The sequence below is a fragment of the Moorena sp. SIO3B2 genome (assembly GCF_010692525.1).
In the GTDB taxonomy this organism is placed as follows: domain Bacteria; phylum Cyanobacteriota; class Cyanobacteriia; order Cyanobacteriales; family Coleofasciculaceae; genus Moorena; species Moorena producens.
The window spans coordinates 355-23,600 of sequence record NZ_JAAHHE010000029.1; the positions used below are offsets into that span (position 1 = coordinate 355).

Here is a 23,246-nt window from a genome sequence, read left to right on the forward strand (position 1 = left end):
AAATTAAAATGTCTCGCTAGTATAGAAATGTGAATGAAAAAGCGAGCACCTTAACTCCAAACACGAGTGCCCGCTTTAGTAGGCCAGAAACTAGACCTAGATTCATTATTACGTGTTTCTAGGTCGCTACAGCACCTAGAAAACTAAATGATCATGATGACGTTTTTCTTGAACGCTATCTTTGTTAGCGGTTGCACCTACGGGACGATGGCGCTGATAAGTTACTTATGTCTTAATAGCGGGCTGTAACGATGAGGTAACGATAATTGGCCTCACTACAGCAACCTCTTTTAACTAATAATCAGAATCTTTTCAGTGCCTGATAAAACGTCTGATAAATCTATCAGGCACGTCTGATAGCCTATCAGACAGCCTGATAAGCGCTATCAGACATTAATTACTGGATGTAGTTAATGCCTGATAAGTATCAAGTTTTCTTGCAATCAGACGTTAACTGATTGCCCTAGTTAATAACAATGTCTGATAAGCCTTATCAGACATCTAAGTAGTCTGATAAGGCTATTGACACTAATTATCACGTCTGATAGCGATTAAATTTTCGCGACCAGTGTTTGGAAACAGGAAAAATCAACTAGTTGATTTTCGACGATCACACGAGTCACTTATTTAAGGTCGTGTCTTTGATATTGACAATCACTGTTGCGATTAGATGTTAATAAAAGAGAGGTGGTTGTATAAAAAGCATCACAGTATATTCTGATCAGACAGACGGCAATAGGGTTGACCCCGTATTTGACCTATTGTCTGATCAGAGTGGCGACACAACGTCTGACGTCAACCTTGTTTATGACATTTTCCTTTCCTACAAACCTGAAAGGATGATGTTTAGAGAACAAGTTAAAGAGAAGTACAAAATTTCCCAAGAGCAGACCTCTAGATGGCGAAGAGGGGTAATAGATTGGGGGATATTAAACTTCCCAGAAAGTTCAGATCGAATCCTACTTTCTTACCATTTCTATATATCGCAAGGGTGCAAGAGGGGAAGTAAAATAAGAGGTCTATTGATTTACCAGACTTTCTTGTTTTGGCTGGTATCAGTTCTCATGGATTCGCCAAATATGAGATATAAGATAGCAGCATTTCAGTTGTTAAAGCTAATAAAAGTTGTAAAGCCTAGCACATTAGAAGAGAGGTACAAGCAATGGCAAATCAAGAACAACTAAACAGAACTCAAGCTTTAGACATGCTTGTAGAGGATGGAAAAAAGACTTACGAACAAGCCGACGTAGCACTAAATAAGTTAGCCAAGGCAAAGGGGATTAACTTAGATAATGGCGAGACAGTCTCCTTAGATGACGTCATTATGATTGACGAAGTAATTGGGGAAACCAACACTCAAGCTCAACGATTACTGAATGGTTCTGGAGATGGCAGCAGTACAGTTGGGGGAGAAATGGTTTATCAGTCTCCTAATGATGCAGATATGGCTTTGGGGAATTCAATTAGTGCTGCTCTAGCTCAACGTGGGGTAGACATTCCTCCAGAGCTAGTAATGGAGATGGTTCCCGATCAGTTCCAGCTTTATCGAGAGTTGTTTGGGTTTATCAACCAGACTGCCTTTGAATCGGCTGTTCAAGAGCAAGAGAACCACCTAGAGGGGAACTTGAAGCTTTATGGCCAGGCCATCAAGAACAGCTTGACTGCCTTTCGTCAAACCTTTACCCCTGGTCTAAAGGCAGGAATGGTGAACCACTTAGTTCCCCCTACCGCATCAGTTCCTCGAACCCAAATGACTTCCACTGAGGCTCTGGAAAAGTTCAAGGCCATTAATGCATCGGCAAAGCCGACGCTACGCGAACGGAAGAATAGCTAGCAAGTAGGATTAAAGCCCCCTTGTATTGACTTACAAGGGGGCTAATAGGAGGGAGACAGATGAAAAAAGATTTAATTTTCTGGTCAAATTGCATGTCGGGGTCGGTGTTAGTAATGATGATGTTTTTCTGGCCTGCGAAATGGATGGAGAATTCCGCTAAGAAACAACAAGCGATCGCAAGACAGGAGCAATTTGACCGAAGGCAAGAACAGAAAGATTACCTGCTACAAGACCAGCAGGAAGACCTAAGACGGCAAAGGGAATTAGCAGATACCAAAGCAAAACACCAAATTGTAGACGGGGGGAAAGTAGTGGTGTTGTCTGACTATATTTTTTCTCCATCTCATAACAACCCTCCACATCACTCTATGGAAAGTCTTCAGCGACATGCAGACAATGCCCCTGGCGGTCTAGCGTTGCTGACCGACGATAACACTCCTCGGTTTTGCGTAGGAGCGGCTGTAATAACTCTGAAAAGACCCGCGCTAAAGTCTTCAAATATTAAAAACGAAGTGGACTTAGCTAATTTTTACTGCAAAAAACACCAGAAATTGATGGAAAAGGTTTGATTTATGGCTAGCTCTAGAGAACGATATATAGGAACTCAAGGAACCTACACAGGTGACACTGTAACTACATATGCAGGCTCAGCTCACGCTTCAGGCTCTTATTATGCTCATGAAACAGAAGACCTTAACTACTCTTTCAAAAAAGAGGAAAAAGGCTCGGTAATGTTTCTAGAAACAATTCGATGGTTGCTCAAGAAAGGTTTTTCAATATTGGCCACTGTCGCAGCAGCTATTGGGGAATTTATTTGATTTGCTTTTGTATCGAAAGAAGCTCACTTGTTTTATGCTGTTTGTCTGCTAATAGGGTTAGTTGTCATGTCTATAGATAACTTTTATTACTACCTAGTAGATGGTCCAGGTCTATTCCCTAGCCCCTATCCAGGAGACTCTTGGATAGGACTTAAAGGAGGCGGCATGAATGGCTTGCTGTATTACTTCTCTCAAGTTGATTGGACGATGTTCGTTATCGGCTTGATATTGGCAGGAATTACTAACATGTTGCAGACATTGTGTATCACGTTTTTCTACAACCCTTATTTAAAAAATGCACATATGGCAGTGATTGTTGCAGTAATAGCCATTGGGGTTTTGTCGTATATTGCTGAGTTTATCATTGCTTTCAGTCAACGTAATCCATTGGCAGAAGGTATAGGACTATTGCTCGGCGGGTGGATTATTTTCTTGAATCTTATTAGCGTTGCTTCTATTTCTGTGGGAATTCTATTTTACTTGATGAACTTAGCCAGAAATCAACATAAGAACGCTTAAATGCTTAATATAAAGGCCGCAAGATAATTTTGCGGTTAGAAGTTAACGCAAAAAGAGTGGATCCTTTAATGGTTAACTGGCTGCGTGTAATAGGTGCTTAGCTTTGTTGTAAGGCTCCACTCTTTTAAGGTTTCAGCTGCGGCCTTTATATTTATCAATTTGCAGAAGGAGAGTATTGAACTATGTCAAAGAAACTTGTCATACAGTTTCCAAACCGGGCGCTATTGGAAAACCCTGAGCCAGAAAGTACTACCGTTAGGAAATGGGTAAAAGAAAGACTTAATTTATTGAATCAAGGGAACTGCGATCGCGAAGAAAGGGTAAATGTGTCTGAAGGAATGGGGATTGCTGCTATTGTTCTAGGTTTAGGAACTTTTAGCGCTGCACCGACTCTTGGAGCTGCTGCTCTAGCAATGGGAGGCATCTCCACCTTATTAACGCTAATAGCTGATGCCTCTCATACCAGAAAAGTTAAATTTTTTTCTTGGTCATTTAGTGAAGTAAAAGGCAGCATTAGAGATTTGCAAAATAATGCGCTACCCGAGGCCACCTCCCAAACATACACTAAGGAACAGTTAATGTCGGGAAATTATAACCGACAAATAAGCTTGCGAAGTAACCCTAGTCCTACAGCAGACAAGACAAGGACAAGCGAGTCTAAAGGTAAGTTTTTAACTCCTCTAGAAGCCTGTGAGCTGAGGTTTGTTGAATCCTCAGTTAGGGAGGTAATTTTATTTCTAGAAAAAAGAGTTCCTCCTCAGCAGCGTTGGGATACCTACTTGGAAATGTGCCAAAGCGTGTACGACGACCAGTTAGATTCCCCCTATTTCGACATGCTAGATGAGGTAGCAAGAGCTTTCCCAGTCATTCAGACCATAGACGTCCCCGGAGCTGTCCCCCAAGCAAAACACTTACCTATGGCGCAGCAGTACCTAAATAGTTACGTCCCGCCACAACAAACCCAAGGTTACAGTTATAACCAACCTCAGGATCAGGCCAACAGTCAGCCATACCAGCAGCCTGAAGAGAAGGAAGATCTGGAAGTAGTAATTCAAACCCATAGTTATCAGCGGCCAGGTTTGCAAGTAAAAAGTGGTTACGATGACCTGCTTGAGAACATTGACAAATCTGGCTGTATTGTAGGGCAGCAGAGAAGCGGAAAGACACGAGCGATCGCTAAAGCTTCCGAACAAAAAGCGGCAGAAGGCTACCGAGTATACATGGTCAATCTTGCCGCTAAAAAAGTTGATCAAGATGGACGCTGGAATCATTGTTATTGGAAAGTAGAAGTTGATATTGGCCGTCTAAAAAGTAAGCCAGCTGAAGATGTCATTGATGAGGCTAGAAATTTAATAGAAGATTACCTCGACTATGAAGGCCGCAAAATTCTGATTGTTGACGAGTGGATGTCGGTGGCGTCTAAGGCTAATAAATACCGAAAAATTTTGACTCCATTCATTGAAGACTGTAACCAAGTTGTCAATATCGCTATTAGTACGGGAATTGGTTCTGGTATTTGCATCTACTTTATTTGTCCATATTTTACGGCAGGAGGGCTTCAAGATAATGCAACTATTGTCAGCCAGCTGAGACTGATCATGACCTTCATCAACAAGGGAGAAACAGTTACTGACCCCAGTGGTAATCCTTTGACTTATGAGAGTGGGATAGCTAAAGGCATCCAAAGAAATTTTCCTACTCAATATGTAGAATTACCAGATGGAGTACCTAGTGACAACAAGAGGGTGTACTTCTCTAATGGAGTGTGGAGAGGAATGGGAGATGAGAGAAATTACAAAAAGGTCAATATTAAAACCGTTTCTGACAACTCCAGCCCAAACGTAAAAAAAAATGACCTAGTCAATTTGGCTACTGGAACACCTGAAGAGGTATTACAAGAAGCTATTTCTCGTGCTCATAGTACCGATCATAGAAAGCTATGGGACTTCGTTGAAGAGGAGCTAGGGTTTACAGATCATGAAGCTATCAAATATGTGATAGATGTTTTGGCCAAATGGATGGAGAAAAACGACCCTACCCTTGGAAAGAAGTTCATCGTCGGCAGTTCTTTTAAGGCAATAGATGCCCGTTATTCCTACTCTGGACACAAGAATAATGTAGATGAAACAATAGCTTTAAATGATGGTATGTGTTGCGTGTGTCAGGTCAAATTAGCTAAGCACGCTCATCATTTAAGCTACGACGGAAAGAACGATAAGCCCAAGAAAAATATGATTCCAGTTTGCGAAGAATGTCACGACAAGGTTTGTCATTCAGAGCTTAATTGGAAAGAAGATTTTACTAGCATATGGAAGTCTAAATCGACTCCAAGTTTTGCCCACAGAATAATCTCTGAAATGATATTGTAATAAATCAAAGGAAGTCAAAATGATTGATTCAAATAACTCAAGTCGGCAACAAGCTTACAAAGAATTAGCAGAAGTTGTTGACCTGTTAAATGACATGCTAAGCACTTACATCCTCTCAGAAGCAAAAAAACCAAAAGGAAGGGATCTAATAATAAAACCAACGCCCGAAGATGTAACTTCTCATTTGCTTCACGTAAAGGCAAAAGCGATAGAGGCAGTGTTCGGTCTGCATATACAAGAGTTGGCCAAATATTGGGGATTTAGTGGAAGAGTATATTTTAGGTTGATGGCAACAGGTCGCGGGGAAGATTTCTTTTTGTCTTGTATGGGAAAAGAGCAAATAATCGCCGCAAAAATGTTCATAGAAATGTTTATTGTTTTAATGGATAATTTTACTGAACGACCTGATGAATATTCTGTTAATAAAAAAGCCTTGCGTCGAAAAATATCACTTTTTTTCGGTACCGTCGTTCGCTACATTTCTATTATACTTGGCTGCAAGGATTCTACTAGTAGTTCTTGGGAAGGAAGTAAATCTTTCGTTTTATTTAACTTAGACGAAGTAACTAGCGAAATCTTCTTAAAGACAGAGTTGAAGCCAGAATTTCAAGAAAAGCCTTTGCCTCCGTTGTTTAATAGCCTGGACTAATCAAAAGCAAAAGCGATTGGCCGTAGGCCACGCTACGCGAACGCAGGACTGAGTGCGATCGTTCAATAAAGAACTTATGTGTCGATTGAATTTAAACACCATCAGGGCACCTCCTTTGGTGACCTAATGGATGACAAAGTGAGTTTAAAGTTAATTAATCAAGATCAAGGAGAAAATCAAATGAATCGCAATTACAGTCACCGTCAATTCAGATTTAACTGGCCAATCGGTGCAGTTGCTACAGGGCTTGTGGGACTTGCATCATTTTTTGGTTACCAAAAAGGTTACGACCAAGGGTTTAATGACAGAGCTTTTGATACAAATGAGCTAAATAAAATGGGTTACTGCATTGCCAATTTTGCTATTATAGAAAATGAAGAAAAACCAAAACAACTCCAGATTTACCCATTGTTTACGGAAGAACCACATACAACTAAAAACACAAAAGAAGCTATTCTAATGCAACATCTTTTGGTTATTAATGATGTTACTGAAGACTTGAGCCATGTACATGCTCAAGCCAATGGCTGGACGTCTCTTGAGGCTTTGGAGGCGAAGCAGTGGGATTGCTACATTCCAGACTCTAACGCGAACTAAAACAAGCGTTTCTAGTTAAGCACCTCCTAGTAATCGATAATTTCACAGACGATGAAAATTACGCGCATGTCAAAGGAAATGGATGGGTTACTACTGAATTTTTTAAATAAAGTCTATGGAATTGCCGTAAGAATTTCAAATTGTAGTTAGACACAAAATGCGATCGCACCCCATGACCGAAAGTGCGATCGCATTACAGACGAAAACAGCTAATTCTCAACCGTATTCCAAGCATTACCATTATGACTTTTGATTTTGCAATTGACCAAAAACTAACCAACTTGCCTTTTAGCCAGTTCGAGTTACGGGATTATCAGAAAGAATTAACCGAGGCTATTTTTAAGGAATGGGCGGCTGATAATCGACGGGTACTGGCACAACTGCCAACAGGTTCAGGTAAAACCGTGTGCTTCTCTGTTATCGCCAGAAAGTTTCTAGAACAAGGACTGGGAGTATTAGTTATCGCCCACCGGAAAGAATTAATTTTGCAAGCTGGGAAAAAGATCGAATCTGTCACTGGAGTACCAATAGGTTACATCAAAGCCGGTATGCTTTCTGAACCAGAGTTGGACGTACAGGTGGCATCAATCCAGTCATTGACCCGCCGCAAGCACTACCCAGATGTAGGCTTGGTAATCATAGATGAAGCCCACCATGCTGTATCCCAGAGCTATACCAAAGTTATGGAGAAGTACCCAGAGGCTTACATTCTGGGTGTTACTGCTACACCTTGCAGGACTGATGGCCAAGGCTTTAAATGGCTTTTTGACAGCTTAGTCACCGGCGTTTCCCCCCGTCGGTTAATTGATGACGGTTTCTTGAGTCCGTTCAAACTGTATGCTTCAAAGAAAGCTATTAATACCAAGGGAGTAAAGACTACCTCAGGCGGGGACTACAGCCAGGATCAGCTGGAACAGTTGGCGATGCAAATGATTAGCGATGTAGTCCCCTCCTGGCAGAAACATGCAAATGGATTGAAGACCATCATCTTTGCTGTTGGGGTAGAGCACTCTCAGGCTATCACCGCTGAGTTTATGAAGGCTGGGATAAAAGCTGAACACTTGGATGGCAAGACTTCTGACGCCCAACGGGAAGCAGCATTGAAGCGGTTTGAGTTGGGAGAAACTACTGTTTTGTCTAATTGTGGGTTATTTTCGGAAGGATTTGATCTACCCAGCATAGAGGCAGTACAGATTTGTCGTCCCACCCGTTCCCTAATAATGCACTTACAAATGCTGGGGCGCGCTCTTCGTCCTGCTCCAGGCAAAAACCATGCTGTCATCATCGACCACACGCAGAACTGGTCTAATCACGGACTCCCGGATGAAGAACGTGAATGGTCACTGGATCCTATTTCTCTGAAATACGGACGATTTATTCTGAAGTGCCCTGCTTGCAACCACTGCTTCAAGGCTCTGTCTCATGAGCAGTTGAAACCAGTTAAGCACATCATGGATAAGGACGGGAATATCACTCCTATGTATCAGTCCACTTGTCCCAATTGTTGTCATCAGTTTTTGTGGCAACAAGGCGAAGGAGTTGGTGGTGGTGGCTCTCCAGATATAGACGTAGAGGCAGGAGAGCTGGAAGAGGTAGGTATTCAAGTAAATCCCGAATTTGTAGCGTACGTTGATGAGATAGTTGAGAACCAGCAATCAACTGGCAAAAAGAAAGGATGGGTCTTCTTCCGCCTCATTGAACATCCTCGGATTCAGGAATTTGGCCTGGGGGATTGGCGGTATGTAGCTAAGCAATTGGGATACAAGCCTGGCTGGGCGTGGTTCAAGTTCCAGGAAGTGCAGGAACAATCAGTTAAATCACAAGAAATTGATTTCTAGCTATCAAACGCTTCGGCGTGTGGTCGTCGTTTTTCAGGAAAAATAGTATAATGTAAAAAGCGACCGCAGAATAAATACCAATGACTACGATCGCTATTGAAATATAAAATTCAAACAATTTCATTATGACACTTAATTTGCCACTTTACTATAAAGTGGTGTCTGCACTAGTTGATGTAGACACCACTGGTTTACCGAAGAATAGTGTAGAGGCTTGGCTAAAAAAGCCTGAAACCATTAACCTGATTGACTTTATCAAACAAACTTATAACTTTTGCTACATTACCGGCAACCATAAAGTATTCGACTGGCACTACTGGAAAAAGGAATTAAAGCTTCATCCGGACATGGTATTGGTCTTCGAGACTTTCCGGAAGCTGGAACTAGAGAGGTTGGCTAATCCGGTGGTGGAAATTCCCAGTCTTGACGAGGTGCCCGACGGCTACCATCCCGTCCATCCCGGACTCCTTAAGTACAACAAAGAAGCGATCGCGCTCGTTCTGGAAAACGGAAAGCTTCCCCCAGAAGTTCTAATAGCTGCTGACGATCGGGAATTTCTTCGGAAGTTTGATGCATTCTTCAATACCCCTGAGAAGGCTAGATGGGTATGGGAGATGAAGAAGCAGAAGATTAAGCCGTGGGAAACTGACCTTAACACTAATGCTAAATGGTGTCACCCAGACCTAGCCGCTGCTTTCCTGGACGAAGTGAAGCTGGATTCAGAATTAGACTTAGACTTAGACTCAGATTCAGGTTCTGGATCTGTTCCAGTTTCGACTCCAGACCCAGACCCGATACCTTCTCCAGAAGGTTCGTCAGAAGAACTTCCAGAGGAACCTCCAGAGAAAACTACTTTACTGGAAAGTACTTTAGAGCCTTCTGCGGAGCAGGGAAGACTCCCTCTCTTCCCAGATGTACCTGATGACTATCATCCAGTTTCCGAAGAGTACTTGAGCGAGAAAGTCCAAGTTCTTCGCGTACGCCTCAAAAATGGAAAACTTACAAAAGCTGCAATCGCTACAGATTCGACATTTCGAGCGAAATTCAAAGCCTCTATTCGGGACAATCATAAAGAGCTGTTGGAACAATTAATAAAAGCCAAAGAGAAGGCATACATTTCTGGGGAAAAGACTTTATGGTGCCATTCTCTTTTGGTGGAAGCATACCAAAGCCCTCCAGCACCTTTTACCAAAGAACCAGCAGTTGAGCCAATAACTGAGGCTGAGATTGAGGCTGAAACCGATACTGAGATTGAAGTCTCTGAATATGTTCTGTTAAATATGATCGCGTCATCTGCGGGAATAAATCCTGAGCTGTTCTCTGAATTTGTTGAGCTGGACAGCACCATTGCCTTTCAGATGGAATTAGCTGAGTACGAGGACATGGATGTAACGGAAGTCTTTGACCTTACTCACCGTAACAAGGGAGAAATCTGGATTCACCCATCGTTTGGCGAGAGGTTTGTCCAGTGGGCCATGCAACAACCCGAGCCAGCAGAAGTTATCGAGACTGTTGAGGTTGGGTTTTTCCCTCCAAAAAATGATGACGCTATCACTGTAGACGACAGTTCACGAGGAGAAGAAAAAGTAATAGAGGCTGAGGTAGTTGACCCTATAGAGGCTAGGCAACAAAGGAAACTCGGAGCAGAAGAAGCAGTTAATCGGCTATGGAAAAGACATTATGAAGCTGAACGGAAAGGGTCACTGTCTGATACTGGAAATTTTGATTTAGTCCCTATCCCTCCTGAAGAAGCTGATATTTTTATCGACTACTATATCCGACACAGAGATCAAGTAACTGTAAACTTCTCCCAGTTAGCTGTCCTTGAGCATGTAAAACATTCCGCAGTTTTTCAGGGAGACATAGTAAACGGGATGAGGGTTCACCCTGTGATCTGGGCGGAGTACCTCGAATGGTTTTCCATAGCTTTCAAAGGAAAAGACTCTCAGAAGAAGCCTCCAACTCTTCCCCCTTGTGAACCAGTAGCTAAACCAGCACCTGAACCGGTATCTGAGCCAACACCTGAACCAGCACCTGAGCCGGTATCTGTAAAAAAACAGTCACTAGACTTTTCTCTATTGTTTACAGAGCAATCTAGCCCTGCCGAACCCAAAGAGGCGGCTGATGAAGTACTAGTGGCCGACCATTACTTTATTTCCCTGAAGAAACTTTGCTGTATCGTCCAGGAGGAGCTCGCAGAACTAGGGTCTAAGGTCGTCGTAAGTATTCGTGAGATAAACAAGATCCTAGTTGATTGGGGCTACCAACGCCGGGAAGGGAACAAATGGCAAGTTCTTCCCGCTGGAAAGCCGTACAGGCTTGGAAGACAGTGGGACTGCGCTCTGGTCAAGCCACTGATAAAGGCTTTCTCTGTTATTTATTTGACAGCAAAGGAACTAAAAGACCTTGTAGGAAAGTCCGTTAAGGCTACTTCTAACAAAATTAGTGCTGCACTCGTCAAATTGGGTTACCAAGTGCGTAAGGAGGTAACTTCGGGGACTGGCAAGACTTATCGCTCGTGGTTTTCCACAGATGTCGCGATCGCAGCAGGCAAGGCTAAGCAACGAGGTTCTCGCATCCTGTGGCATCCGGACGTTGTCGATGAAGTAATCAAAGAGCTAGAAGGTTCCTCTGAGTCTGCTCCTCACCCGGCAAATACTGCTTCTCCATTAATCAAAAGGGTTGGAGAGTACTGCTTAAGCTTTTTAACTGAGGTAATGGATAAAGGACTCTCTTTTGTTAATTCTGTATTGGAAGATATCGAGAGTGATGGAACTTTGGAAGAAAATCCTGGGGTTATCCCTGAAGACCCTGGAGATACCTTCTTTGAGGATTTGATGGACTCTATCGAGGTTAGCCCAGAAGAAGAGCTTTCAGAAGTTGTTTCGACTGCTATTCCCGTTGTTTTACCTGACCCTGAGCCTGAAAAGTTTGGGTCGAATATAGTACCCTCTTATGAACTGATCGCGACTCAACCAGAATACATTGCGGAATCAATTGCACATGCTGAGATTAGGGCAGGAAATTTTCATAATATTGCTAGGGATTTGCATCCTGATCTTCGTAAATTGCCAAAAGAGTATGCAACCAGGGGAATGCAAATTTTAAACAATGCAAGAGATGAACAAGAATCTGGATCTAGCAATTATTCTCTGACTAACCATTATCAAGAGGAGGAAGCAGCAGAGGAAGATATGGAGGATATTCCTTTTTGATGAAAATACCTGCAAGTTATTGATGACTTGCAGGTAATCACTATTTACATTTATTAGATTTAATCTAGACACATTATCCCACAAAAAGCTTGCGCTAAACCTGAAGCTAGGCTAATATAAAACCAACAACACCGGCGTCCTCTTATCGGTGTAATGCCGGAGACTCAGGGGGTGCAGCTACCAGTCAACCCCAAGATAGAAAAAGTGATGGCAAGCGTTAACTACGACAGCCTCAAGCAGTATTGTAAATTGTTTGACTGGCACAAAAATGACAAGGATCTAATCAATGCAGCCAGAATAATAGGCATTGAGTGTCAAATAGCTTCTCAGAATTATTTAAAAACAGAAATACGGTTTCACTCCAAGATGGAAGTGCTAGAGACTTTGATGTCCGAGTACTCTATAACCTTTCAGCGGCAACTGGTTTTTCTCATTTTCGACGGTTCCTGGATAAGGAATTATCGAAACCAAGCTACAGCAAATTTCCCAAATTTTGCATTGTACTTTGACTTTAGGTTTCGTAACAACAAGCTAGAATATTGCCTATTCTTTAAGCCATTAGTTGGCGCTCCTATCTTACCCAAAGACTCCATGCTTCCCACTAGGTTAATATGGAAGCGTTGGGAGGATTTTTGCACTTATCCGGGCGTTAATTATACGAACAAGATGGATGGATATTTAAGGGATTTCTCTAGTTTAGAAAGAAGGTACCACCCTCCTAACGAGCGCGTTAAGTCTGTACATCTGACTAAGGGAGAAAAGCGACTAACTCCATTGGTAGACATGGTTGACAATTGGCCACAAAGCGATATCAACGAGTTACTAGCCCCTGGCAGTGGAAACCCTTTCTTTCCAATGTTATAATGACACTGTAGACCACAGTACTCCCCGTGGGCTACTCCAGCTTTCCTAAAGCAAATACCTAGAAAAATCCCCTGCAATTCCCTGCGGGGGATTTTTGGCTTATCTCTTCTGGTTCATCCAGCCAACTGCTCCTACGAAAATGGAAGGAACAAAGCCATTCTCGTCCTGTACAATTTCAATCAAATCCGCATAAGCTCTAATAGCTCCGTGGAAGTCCATGCCTTTGAGCACGGCATCAATTCCATCATTAAAGTATCGATTCAATCCTTCCTCAATAGTCCATTTGTGCTTGCTGTGGCTTCTCTTACAAGCCTCAATAATTTCAGGAGCTTTCCGATGATAAAACAGCTGATCGAAGCCATTAGTCCTGTCGTCCTGTACCAGTTCTTCTCCATCAAGTTCTACCAAATTAACGAAGAAGGATTCCTCTTTTAGCGTTGACATAATGCCAGGAAATTCCTCTACTGTCCCCTGCGAATGGTAGACAACGGCATCTAATTTTAAAAATTGCCGAATCATTTCCTCTGGGAAGAAGTTAACGAAGTATATGGTATCTGTCTCTTCTACTTTTAGCTTCTTCCGGAGCTTCACCAGCTGGCAGTCTTCGACTAGAGAACTGTTCCCATGCAGATAAGTAACTGCGATCGCTCCCACCTCTGGATTTTCGCAGGTCAGTGGCTTTGGGATGTCCTGATAGCAAATGTAGCGCATTTTTCTGTTTTCTCAATCACTGTGCTTAACAGTAATCAATTGTGGCAAGGGAATTGGGACAATACAACTGGAGTGATCTCTGTGGTTCCTATCGGCAGGGGTTCGTCTTTGGCGAGGCTAAGACCGTAGGTCTGTTGTTGGGCACGGATTAGTAATGTACAAAATCAAACAAGGTTGCTGTTTTCCGCATGAGGGTAGGACAAGTCTTTGTTCTTATTGGGTCTTTAAGGCGAAATTCAATCGCAAAGTAACTAAGGCGATATACTTAAAACTGTTATATTACTGGAGTTTAGATATGCCTTATAAGAAGCTAACGGGGAAAAGGATGGCTTTTTTCTTGGCTGAACTAAAAATCCATGGTTCGGAACAAAAAGCCAGAGCAGCCTTGGATATTTCTTTTAATAATTACTGCTATGGTAAAGAAACAATTCCCGGCTTTTCCAAAAGGATAGAGGAAGAAGTAAAAAGGTTTAACGAGACAGAAATATATCTGGATTTGCAATTGGAAGATGTCGCACAAGCTTGTCAATATGCTAAAGGTTTAAAGAAGAAAGGAATCAATGATTATAAAGTTACTCATAGTTCACAACAAGTTGTTACCACCGAAAAGTTTGATGGTAACAACAACCTGATCAGCAGAACGGTTAAAAGAACACCGGCCAATGAAATAATAACGTGGGGTTAGGCTACGGCTAGCTGTAAAAACCGCCGCAACCCTTGATGTAGCGGCGAAGGGATTTTCCTCCCTTCGGCAAAACTTGAAGATTCATAGGTGGGTACCTAGAGTACTTTTCATTGGCTAAATACCTTATAGAAAAAGGAGTTGAGCCTGGGTACCTAGAATCGTTCTCATTAGAGAGATTCCAGACTGGATTAGCTAAAGGCGCGAGAAGCCCCACATCTCAATAGACATCTCCAGAAACTCGGTTTTGACCCAGGCAGTGCAAGGGTTTGAGGTTAATTTTTGGAGATGTCTAATGCGAAGCACAGTGGTCGTGAAAACTATGCCTAAAGCGCTGAAAACCTTACTGGGAGAGAATTTCACAGTGGTCGCGGGTTGCTACGAAATGGAATCAGAAAGAGGGACAGGATGTCGGGCTCTCTCTTTACTTTATTTTATGAAGGCGTCATCACTTTACTATGCTGTCGTTGAAAATATCCTCTGATGGCGATATAATACACGAAGAAGCGACCGCACTAGTCTTACAAACATGCGATCGCTCACAATCACTGTGACTTACAGTGATTCAACAAACTACTCTAAGAATAACACATGGAAAATATACTACGAGTTCGGAAGTCCATCATCCGCATTGCTCCCGACGAGATTCTCGACACTTACACAGCGGACGAGATAGATCCAATCACTGGATTTTTCATTAACTACCTTAGTAGCAGGGGAACAGCAAACGTAGTAAAAGCATCGCTTAACACAGTGTCCTTGAAAACGATGTCTAAACTCCTGAAAAGCCTGCTGGGGAAGGATTTCACAGTGACCCAAGGGGCTTATATTATGGAATCAGGAGGGGTCACTGATGTGTCGCTTTGGAAGATCAATGATTCCATTACTTACTGGGGATATTGGGCTCATCACGCGAAGCAGGTCAAGCCCAAGACAAAAGAAGCTGCCATTAGAATAATCATGGCGTCTGCCAAATCTAATTTCCAGATAATGGCTGATGAAGCTTTTGGGCGAGCTTATACTCCGGGAAAAGCTCAAGACTTGTTCCTCCAGAATCAGCAGTTAAAAGAAGAGAAGGCGATGCATCACCACAATGCAGAGAGCTGGCGATACCTGTATGAAGAACAGAAGCAGAAGCAAGAGCAGAACGAAGAACTGCTCCAAGACCTTTCTTTTGGGATGGCTGAGGACGACCTGCTGGCAGCAGAGAATGCGCAGTTGAGGCGGAAGCTCTGGGATCTAGGCATTGACCCAGACTCTATGATTGGTTAACAGGAAGCTAGGCATATCGCTTCATCCACACACCCCGGCAATTGCTGGGGTTTTCTCTTGGTGGGCGATGAAGCTAACGCTTCCGCTAAAAGCGATCGCTGCATTTTTGGAGAAATCAGTCCACACATTTATGGAAGATTCAGGCCATGTGGAGCATTCGCGCTCACTTCATCGACTACCGAAGCAGGCGCAATCCTAGGCATAGCAACAGCTTTCGCGGTCACAATCCATTCCGGCAATTTTCCCCAAGAATAATCTGAAACTAGCTCCTGGCAAGGCTTCCAAAACCGGCAATGGGCAAAGGTGAATAATACTGTTCTCGTTCCGACAAGGGAGAGACTTAAGGATGTGGACAGAGTGTCCAAGGTTGTCCGTACATCCCTGAGGATTAACGGACAACCTTGGACAATTCGCCTTTTTTGCTTGTGGCCAGTCGTCACAAACAAAAACCTATCACCCATTATTAACAGCAGAGCCAAAAACAGGCAAAGTTAGTGCTATCAAGCGGTATTCTTTGATTCTTGATTATAGGACTCTCTTATCCTTCCATTTGCTAATTCTCCACTGGTTGAGGGAGAATTAAATATGTGGTATGCAATTTCGCGAGTCTAATCTGACGCGCGACCCGGGGAGCAAAAGAGGTGGGAGGCCATTGCGGTCGTTAAATCGGACGACCGACCCAGGGAGTAAGAGAGAAAGCCCAAACATTTGGCGTTGATTATCGCGACAGATGAATTACTTGTCAACTTTAGGTTAGCAACTAAAAAGATAACCAAAAGTGTACATAATGCCGTTAATAGGTATTGAGGGAAATAAGATGGCTTTTTGTTTGTTACAAATAAGTCTTACGCTCGTCCTAGTGCTACTATCGGAATAGCTACGGTATTGCATTGCGCGACTAATTCAAGTAATTCCCTTGCCCTTACTACTGCTGTACCTCTTACTCGGCATCCAGCAGCAGTTTATTTGTCTACTCTGGGAAGGGGTCCTGCTCCACTATGAGACAAGCTTTAGATGCGTACGCTTCCATGCTTACCAATGGCGTACGCATCTATTTCCCATTCTTTTTTTCTAGGTGAAAAAGCCTCGTTGGCAATACAATAGTACCGTCCATTCTCCGCTGCCTCCCATGACTGACCTGCTCTCACAACTCAACAGCGTAATTGACAACTTATACTGGCTCAGCGCAAGTGACGAATTGTGGGAACTCTTGACCCTTGATGAGGAACCCACAGCTGAAGTGATCGCTAAACTTTCAGGAAAGGCACCAGTAAAAACTAGGGACTTCGAGACATTCTTCCTCAATGCCACCACAGAACAAGACTGGCATGGCCAGGAAGATAGAGAAGACGTAAAACGCTACAAAGACTTGGTGAAATTATTACAAGAAAACCTCGAAGCGATCGTCATCTACACAGCAGGAGAAGCTGAAGCCGATGTTTTCGTAACAGGCTTGGCTGAGTCCGAACAATGGATTGCCCTAAAAACTATGGAAGTAGAATCGTAAGTCTACTGTTGATAAACTTTGCTCTCAAGGACTTCCTCAATCTCATCGGGTAATTCTTTAAAGAAGTCATAGCCTGTTAGTTTTTCTATCCTATTAACTGTTGTGAGATAATCCTGCCAGTCTGTGTTCTTCACCGACTCGTTATTCGGGATATTTACAGCAATGGTCTGGCTGGGACTGCCATTTGCACCAGCAACCAGAATCACCTTCCATGTACTCTCTGGAACAGTGACACCATTCCCAATGGTGCCGATATTTCCTAGAGGGCCTGCCACAATATAAACCGCTTTATTACCGAGCTCAGTAATAATATCCCGTTCATATCCCTCTAGTTCCCTCCAAACCTCTCTGTTATTCGAGGGACTTTGGGGCATTATGTTCGACATGTAGAATGTGGCGCTGTTATCTTCCTTATTGCTGTCTCTGTCAGCACTAGGAGCAATGTGCCCCCGGTCATACCCACTTCTTCTGTAGTCTCGTGGTGTGGGCTGATAGCATGGTAAATCGGGGTCTGGGCGAAAATCATCAGCACGCTCAACATCTCCCAGGTAGCTGGCGTCCACCATCCACGACACCCAGTTAGCGAGGTTGCGAGAGCAATTATATGAGATTACAAACTGCTCCTTGGGGATTAGATAATTATTGAGTACAGTATCAGCATCACTGGGATTGCCAAACTTAATTTGTTTTAGCACCAATTTCGACAATGACTTAGGTTGAGAAAGCTCACTCGCTTCAGGCTCAACTTTTTCAGTTTTAGGTGTACCAGGGAGACTAGTGCAGACAATGCCATCACCGTCCTTGTCTAATCTGAAAAAGTCTTTGACAAAGACATTGAATACAGCCTGTGCTTCAGGCTGCGTTGCGAAGTCACTGCAATTGCAATCGTTTAGGACACATTCAGGTAAATTCAAAGCTTCGACTTTAGGAGTGAAGAAGACCAAACCCAACCAGGCGATCGCCACCACTATTAAAAATATTCGTTTCATCTGTACCGTTTTTTCTGTACCGTTTTGTATCATCACACGAGAAAAATAAGTTTTCTAGGTGAATAACGTGATCGCTCACTTTAGCATAAAGACCAGCTGATAGTGATAACTTATGCTAAATCTAACCATAGTAGAGGCAGTGCATTGGGATTTGGATGGTGCATGATTCTCGCCTTGGAGATGCTACGCGATTGACATGCAGGTCACGCTACGCGAACGCGGAAAGCGGAAAGTGGGCTAATCGTATTTTTGTAGAACTGTAAGTTGTAGGGTTGTGAGATTGCGGTTGATCAGGAGAGTATTGGGATGAATTTTACCTAATACCTGCTCGGCTATTTTTAAGGCTTGTTGGTAGAGGGGTTCCGCTTTTTCGTACCGACCCTGGTTATCGTACAGTCCTGCCAGGTTGTTGAGGCTGGATGCTACATAAGGGTGGTTTTGAGTCTAATGGGAACTAGTTCCGTTGCTGGCATTCAGGTAGCGGAACAGGGTCAGAAGTTACCGTAAGGATAGTGAAGCCTTTATGGTTAGTCGGCTATGCATAAAAGAGGTGCGACCCGTGGCGAATTAAATTCGCCACGGGTCGCACCTTTGGTTAAAACTGTTTGATTAAGGCTTCACTATTTCTTAGTGCAAGATGTGAGTCATCTCACTTGGCGAAGGTTTGACCCTTCGCCAAAAAATTTATATAGAATTTGCCCAACGTTTAAATCCTTGCATAGCTAGATTAGCCATGATTACCCAACGGTTATTTTGTGATAACTTTCCCTCAAAGGGCAGTTCAAAATCTTCCGGTTGGCTGGGGGCTGACTCAACTTTTTGGTACATTTTCCCTGATGGCGGTGCAAGGGTTTTGACAGATTTTACCAGATTTCCTTGAACTTAAGCAACTGTTAAGGTGGCTCAAAGCATTGATGCCATTGGGTTTCCGGTTTTTCCAGCAAGCCCTACTTAATAGATGAGCACTTGGTAGGTTTCCTTTTCTTCAAAGCAGCGTTAGTTCCTAAACCAGCAATTGCAAGCAGGGCTAAAACCGAAGTCGGTTCATAAACCACTGCACTAGCAATTCTGAGCTCAGTAATCTGCGTAGACCATATATCTTCAGCCGAAACAAACTCCTGGAAAGTCCAGAAAGTAAAGGGATCAGTAGGATCAACAACTGTCGCACTGTAGTCGCCCCAGCGATTGCGGCGTAGGGGATCATCCCTGCCAATCAACTCATAGTCGGCAACACCTTCCTCTAACAACAGTGGGTCACTAAAGGTCGTAATTCCACCAACTGTTTGACCAGCAACTGCATAGCTGCTAACAAATTGTTCCTCACCCGAACCCGATCCACTAAAACCGATTACAACATCGTTATATTCGTTAACGGCAATAGAACCATAGTAAAAGCTAAGTTCAGGGCTAGCAATCAAACCTTCTTGAAGGAGTTGGTTAGTAGCTTCATCAATTTCAAACCAACGTAGTGCTGAACGACCAAAGTTTTCTACTGACTGAACCCCCCAAATTGAGCCATTTATCAAAACTAGATTTGAGCTAAAGCGATTATTTCCTGTATCAATGTTTTGCTTAGGACCTGGTTGTTCGGCACTTGGTGGTGAAGAAAACCGCATAACATCAACTGTACCGCTCGGTATAAGTGTTGGTGAGTTTATGTTTCCTGTAATATTTGAGCGTCTAAATTGGTTGTCGGATATATTGGATAAAAGAATTGCAGGTATATCCGTATTGTCTAAATTAACAACTGGCTGGTTGTTAAAACCAATATCTGACCTGTTTTCAAAAGTTGGTTTTTCATCATTAATTCTTGGCGTGTCTGCTAGCAAATCATTTTTTGGTAGTGCTACAACCGCAGCCAAAGATCGTACTCCGTCATCATCTCCACTATCTGGAATATCGAACAAAGTAGTAGATATATAAACCCCATTTTTGTCAAATCCTAATGTGGGAAAATCAGCCCAACGCTGATCAGTTGAATCGCTATCAATGCTAAAGCCAGTCCACCCATCAATGGGATTGGAGGACTCAGATACAGCAAAAAGGATATTGTTAGCGTTCTGTGCATTATCTACTGATGTGGCAAACCACCGCTCACTAAAGGGGTCGTAAAGCACCCGAGGATCAAATGATTTCGATAGAGCCGTTGTATCCCCCATTGGAGTAACATTTGCTCTTTTCCAAAATTCATCAAGTGAAATATCCACATCAGGTGAAAGACTTTTAACATCTTCACCTGTTGGTTTTTCATAGATTTTATAACGTCCATTGATTAGTTCAACAATATGATCCAAACCAACTGCACCCATTGTGTCCGGTGGGACAAAACCAGTATCAACTCCAAATGTGCTACTTGTAAAGTTTGACCCTATATCAAGGGTCAGATTGATTGCTTCTGCACTACCAGAAATACCAAGAATAGCTGTTGAGGCAATCGCTGTTGATGTAATGGTTCTATAAATAAGTTTCATGTTTGATTTTCCTAGTCAAAAACAAGCCAATAGTAAGCAGCAAGGAGTTAATCAATTGATCAAATCCTTACAGCTTTACTTGGAAATAAAATATTTTCCACTTCACCCACTAGAATCTAATCTGAGGGGGTAACATGAGCAATGAAAAGCTTACTAGATAAGGCTTTGAGGCCATTTATCTTAGCCTAGATCAACTCGCAAATTGACCCTACGAATGATTTTCTGGAACCTCAAACCCTTATAACTATGTCCAACGTCAGTCCAAAATACCATGTATCTTTTTGTAACAGATCGGCTGAACGTATTATCCAGTAAGGATTTTAACTTGCATGTCACCCCCTCAGGAATCTAATATTCAAGGGAGTGTTAAACACCATGTCTATTCAGGCAACCACAATCTTTGGCAGTAAGGGAACCCGAAAATAATCAAGAAACAGCTATCTTACCGATGGGGAGTAAACTAGCTCCCTATTTTCTTTCTAGTGATTAGAATAATTCATTTACTAGATAAAAATCAAGCTTTATTAGGGATAAATTATCAAATATGATGTAAGTATTAATTGTGAAGACTAAAGTGTGAAGTAATTATCAATTATGAAGATTAAACTAGAAAAGATCAAGAATCAATTAAAACTAAACTATGAAAAAATAAGCTTTATTAGGGATAAGTTATCAAATATAGCAATCCTAAATCATTTGTAAAATCAGCAAAATCTGGAATTGTTGCTGGGCAAGCGTTATAGCGAACGCTTTGGCCAATATATTTCACGAATCATTTAGGACTGCTATATGATGTAAGTATTAATTGTGAAGACTAAAGTGTGAAGTAATTATCAAATATGAAGATTAAACTAGAGATTATGGCTCTTCCGGATCTGTGGTTTAAAACGTATCAAAAGGCACGAAATCGAAAATCAACGTGGCTGGAACTGGCGGAATTACGTGATATAAGCTTGCCTTATCACCGCCAAGCCGGAAGAGCCGAGATTATTAAGGATTAATTAAAATTAAACTATGAAAAATCAAACCCTATTAGGGACAAATTATCAAATATAAAGTAAGTATTAATTATGAAGATTAAACTATGAAGTAAAAGGTGGGAGTGGTAAGTATAGGGGAAGCTCAATAAATTTATGACCAAGTGATAGTGAAGTTCCTTGTCTGGGGATTACCGGCACAATTTGCGAAAAATCAAGAGTAGGAGACAGCAGTCCAAGCGAAATGTCTACCTAGTTCCCATGGAAAGCCATACTCAAATCGGAGTGTCTACCTAATACCGACATAAGAATTATGTGTTTTAAATAAAAATCAACTTAGTCCCTTTTGATTTGTGTCGGAAATAGGAACTAGGTCAATTTATAGGCGGAATTTGTAATGCCGGTAATATTACATTATTTGGATGACTTCAGATTGCGCTTGAGGATTGAGGCTGCGCTGAGGGTACTGAGGGTGAGGAAGCCGATGGTGGAGGTAGGTTCGGGGACTGGTACAGAAACCACAGAGCCACTCACTAATGCCCGGTTCCCAAACGGAGGGGATGTAGATAAACTGCTGAACTCCGAATCTCCGCCAAGTCCGGCTGTCCTTTGAAGATCAATAGACCCTCCAGCTTCTGTTAAAGGTTGCGCAAAATCAATAAAAAGAGAACGCATACTATCTATTCTGAATTGGGGTCCACCAAAAATTGGAACAAGGACAGTTGCGTTACTCCTTAAACTTAATGATCTCGAATCACTACTACCTAGAACAAATGAGGTTGATGGTGAATAGATGAATGGCGGAAATAAAGCGGTATCACCACCAGTAGGCTCAATAAGGAAATTTGAATATTCCCCATTGGAAAAGTCGAATTGTCCAATCAAATCTGCACCGTCATCAAATTTAACATTTTGGAATACCCAAGTCAGCGCAGAGGCAGGATTTTGGGAAGAGAAGAAAGCTACCATAGCCCCAGTCAATGTGGAAGCTGTAAATAACAGTGCTTTCCTAAAATCCTTGGGAGAGGTACTTGCTAGTTTCTGAACTACGTTGGATCTAAACATAAATTTTTCTAAAATATCCTGTTATATATAACTAACAACAGTATAATAAGTGACTACCAAAAAATAGTCAACAATAATCCCGATTCTTCACGAAATCTTTAAACGATGTTTCCGATTCCCGATTCCCGATTCCCGATTCCCGATTCCCTACTCCCTATTTCCTCTGGATGGATATAAAATGTTCAGTGGACATCCGGTGGACATCCAGTGGACATTCAACGAACATCCAGCAAATGGTTATGACTCAAGAAATAGACAAGTTTCCTATCAAGGATTTACAGACCCGATACAATATAGGTCGCAGTGCTCTTTACGAGCGATTTAAGCATGCCAATATCAAGCCCAACAAAGAGGGGACTCGCTCCTTTATATCCGGTGAACAACTGGAAGAATTGGATCGTTTAAACACCCATTTGGAAAGGGGTGGAACCTTTGAAGATTTTGAGCCATTATTAACCGAAGGGTTTACGGAAGATAGTCAGGAAGGTATCTCCCTGGACAGTTCACCGGACAGTTCGCCGGACGTTCACCGAACAAGGTTTTGGAACGCAGAACGGGAAGCATTAGAAGTGTTCATTAATACCATTGCTTCTGGTATTGAGAGAGCTAATATCAACAGAATGCAGCCCTTGAGTCCCATAGAATACATGCAGCAGTTGAAGATGGCTGCTGAGGAACGGTGGTTATTGACCACATCGGAGGTCAGAGAATTGATAAAAGTAAAACCTCACACCAGGAAGGGTGAGGATACCTACAGGAGGGGTTCCTGGGTGTTTGTTAAATCGGGGAAGATTGGAAGGGAAACTGCTTGGCGTGTGGAGCAGGAAACAGGGGATAGGGAACAGGGAACAGGGAATGATAACTGATAG

21 protein-coding genes and 1 pseudogene are annotated in these 23,246 nt (G+C 42.5%); 15 read left to right on the forward strand and 7 right to left on the reverse strand.

What is annotated here, in order from left to right:
• Positions 1-1,162: 1,162 nt before the first annotated feature.
• From F6K38_RS09875 to F6K38_RS09920, 10 genes are all read left to right on the forward strand, one after another.
• Positions 1,163-1,834, forward strand: a complete 672-nt coding sequence (locus tag F6K38_RS09875) for a hypothetical protein (protein ID WP_287356522.1) — start codon at positions 1,163-1,165, stop codon at positions 1,832-1,834.
• A 59-nt stretch (positions 1,835-1,893) separates the two neighbouring features.
• Complete coding sequence (locus tag F6K38_RS09880) at positions 1,894-2,403, forward strand: hypothetical protein (protein WP_287356524.1); 510 nt, start codon at positions 1,894-1,896, stop codon at positions 2,401-2,403.
• Between the two features lie 3 nt (positions 2,404-2,406).
• Complete coding sequence (locus tag F6K38_RS09885; protein WP_287356526.1) at positions 2,407-2,652, forward strand: hypothetical protein; 246 nt, start codon at positions 2,407-2,409, stop codon at positions 2,650-2,652.
• Between the two features lie 66 nt (positions 2,653-2,718).
• Positions 2,719-3,171: a hypothetical protein gene (locus F6K38_RS09890; RefSeq protein WP_287356528.1), complete on the forward strand. Its 453-nt coding sequence runs from the start codon at positions 2,719-2,721 to the stop codon at positions 3,169-3,171.
• A 182-nt stretch (positions 3,172-3,353) separates the two neighbouring features.
• On the forward strand, positions 3,354-5,540 hold the full coding sequence (locus tag F6K38_RS09895; RefSeq protein WP_287356529.1) for a hypothetical protein: 2,187 nt from the start codon (positions 3,354-3,356) through the stop codon (positions 5,538-5,540).
• A 19-nt stretch (positions 5,541-5,559) separates the two neighbouring features.
• Positions 5,560-6,189 (forward strand): hypothetical protein, encoded by a 630-nt coding sequence (locus F6K38_RS09900; protein ID WP_287356530.1) that lies wholly within the window; start codon positions 5,560-5,562, stop codon positions 6,187-6,189.
• Positions 6,190-6,267: 78 nt separating this feature from the next.
• Positions 6,268-6,786, forward strand: coding sequence for a hypothetical protein (locus tag F6K38_RS09905; protein ID WP_287356531.1), 519 nt, complete (start codon positions 6,268-6,270; stop codon positions 6,784-6,786).
• A gap of 242 nt (positions 6,787-7,028) precedes the next feature.
• Positions 7,029-8,624: a DEAD/DEAH box helicase gene (locus F6K38_RS09910; protein ID WP_287356533.1), complete on the forward strand. Its 1,596-nt coding sequence runs from the start codon at positions 7,029-7,031 to the stop codon at positions 8,622-8,624.
• A gap of 125 nt (positions 8,625-8,749) precedes the next feature.
• Complete coding sequence (locus F6K38_RS09915; RefSeq protein WP_287356535.1) at positions 8,750-11,839, forward strand: hypothetical protein; 3,090 nt, start codon at positions 8,750-8,752, stop codon at positions 11,837-11,839.
• Positions 11,840-11,992: 153 nt separating this feature from the next.
• Positions 11,993-12,703 (forward strand): hypothetical protein, encoded by a 711-nt coding sequence (locus F6K38_RS09920; RefSeq protein ID WP_287356537.1) that lies wholly within the window; start codon positions 11,993-11,995, stop codon positions 12,701-12,703.
• 99 nt (positions 12,704-12,802) lie between these two features.
• On the opposite strand, the gene F6K38_RS09925 is transcribed toward F6K38_RS09920, so the two are convergent.
• The gene (locus F6K38_RS09925) at positions 12,803-13,414 is read right to left on the reverse strand and encodes a hypothetical protein (RefSeq protein ID WP_287356538.1); all 612 of its coding nucleotides are present in this window, start codon (positions 13,412-13,414) and stop codon (positions 12,803-12,805) included.
• A 295-nt stretch (positions 13,415-13,709) separates the two neighbouring features.
• On the opposite strand from F6K38_RS09925, the gene F6K38_RS09930 reads away from it, so the two are divergent.
• Positions 13,710-14,099, forward strand: a complete 390-nt coding sequence (locus F6K38_RS09930; protein WP_287356540.1) for a hypothetical protein — start codon at positions 13,710-13,712, stop codon at positions 14,097-14,099.
• A 588-nt stretch (positions 14,100-14,687) separates the two neighbouring features.
• The gene (locus F6K38_RS09935; protein WP_287356542.1) at positions 14,688-15,368 is read left to right on the forward strand and encodes a hypothetical protein; all 681 of its coding nucleotides are present in this window, start codon (positions 14,688-14,690) and stop codon (positions 15,366-15,368) included.
• 128 nt (positions 15,369-15,496) lie between these two features.
• Here the strand turns inward: F6K38_RS09935 and F6K38_RS09940 are convergent, their stop codons facing one another.
• Positions 15,497-15,808 (reverse strand): hypothetical protein, encoded by a 312-nt coding sequence (locus F6K38_RS09940; RefSeq protein ID WP_287356544.1) that lies wholly within the window; start codon positions 15,806-15,808, stop codon positions 15,497-15,499.
• A gap of 635 nt (positions 15,809-16,443) precedes the next feature.
• Between F6K38_RS09940 and F6K38_RS09945 the strand changes: the two genes are divergently transcribed.
• Positions 16,444-16,875 (forward strand): nuclease A inhibitor family protein, encoded by a 432-nt coding sequence (locus tag F6K38_RS09945; protein WP_287356546.1) that lies wholly within the window; start codon positions 16,444-16,446, stop codon positions 16,873-16,875.
• Positions 16,876-16,877: 2 nt separating this feature from the next.
• On the opposite strand, the gene F6K38_RS09950 is transcribed toward F6K38_RS09945, so the two are convergent.
• The 4 genes and pseudogenes from F6K38_RS09950 to F6K38_RS09965 all read right to left on the reverse strand — a co-directional run bounded on the left by F6K38_RS09950 (position 16,878) and on the right by F6K38_RS09965 (position 20,335).
• Complete coding sequence (locus F6K38_RS09950) at positions 16,878-17,864, reverse strand: DNA/RNA non-specific endonuclease (protein ID WP_287356548.1); 987 nt, start codon at positions 17,862-17,864, stop codon at positions 16,878-16,880.
• Positions 17,865-18,101: 237 nt separating this feature from the next.
• Positions 18,102-18,281: pseudogene (locus F6K38_RS09955) on the reverse strand (tetratricopeptide repeat protein); the annotation flags it as partial.
• Between the two features lie 267 nt (positions 18,282-18,548).
• Positions 18,549-18,692: a hypothetical protein gene (locus F6K38_RS09960; protein ID WP_287356565.1), complete on the reverse strand. Its 144-nt coding sequence runs from the start codon at positions 18,690-18,692 to the stop codon at positions 18,549-18,551.
• Between the two features lie 119 nt (positions 18,693-18,811).
• Positions 18,812-20,335, reverse strand: coding sequence for a hypothetical protein (locus F6K38_RS09965; RefSeq protein ID WP_287356549.1), 1,524 nt, complete (start codon positions 20,333-20,335; stop codon positions 18,812-18,814).
• Between the two features lie 839 nt (positions 20,336-21,174).
• Here F6K38_RS09965 and F6K38_RS09970 point away from each other — a divergent pair.
• Positions 21,175-21,336, forward strand: coding sequence for a hypothetical protein (locus F6K38_RS09970; protein WP_287356551.1), 162 nt, complete (start codon positions 21,175-21,177; stop codon positions 21,334-21,336).
• A gap of 390 nt (positions 21,337-21,726) precedes the next feature.
• Here F6K38_RS09970 and F6K38_RS09975 read toward each other — a convergent pair whose 3' ends face one another.
• Positions 21,727-22,377: a PEP-CTERM sorting domain-containing protein gene (locus tag F6K38_RS09975; RefSeq protein ID WP_287356553.1), complete on the reverse strand. Its 651-nt coding sequence runs from the start codon at positions 22,375-22,377 to the stop codon at positions 21,727-21,729.
• Between the two features lie 239 nt (positions 22,378-22,616).
• Here F6K38_RS09975 and F6K38_RS09980 point away from each other — a divergent pair, with 239 nt between their 5' ends.
• On the forward strand, positions 22,617-23,243 hold the full coding sequence (locus F6K38_RS09980; RefSeq protein WP_287356555.1) for a hypothetical protein: 627 nt from the start codon (positions 22,617-22,619) through the stop codon (positions 23,241-23,243).
• The last annotated feature ends 3 nt before the right edge of the window (positions 23,244-23,246 follow it).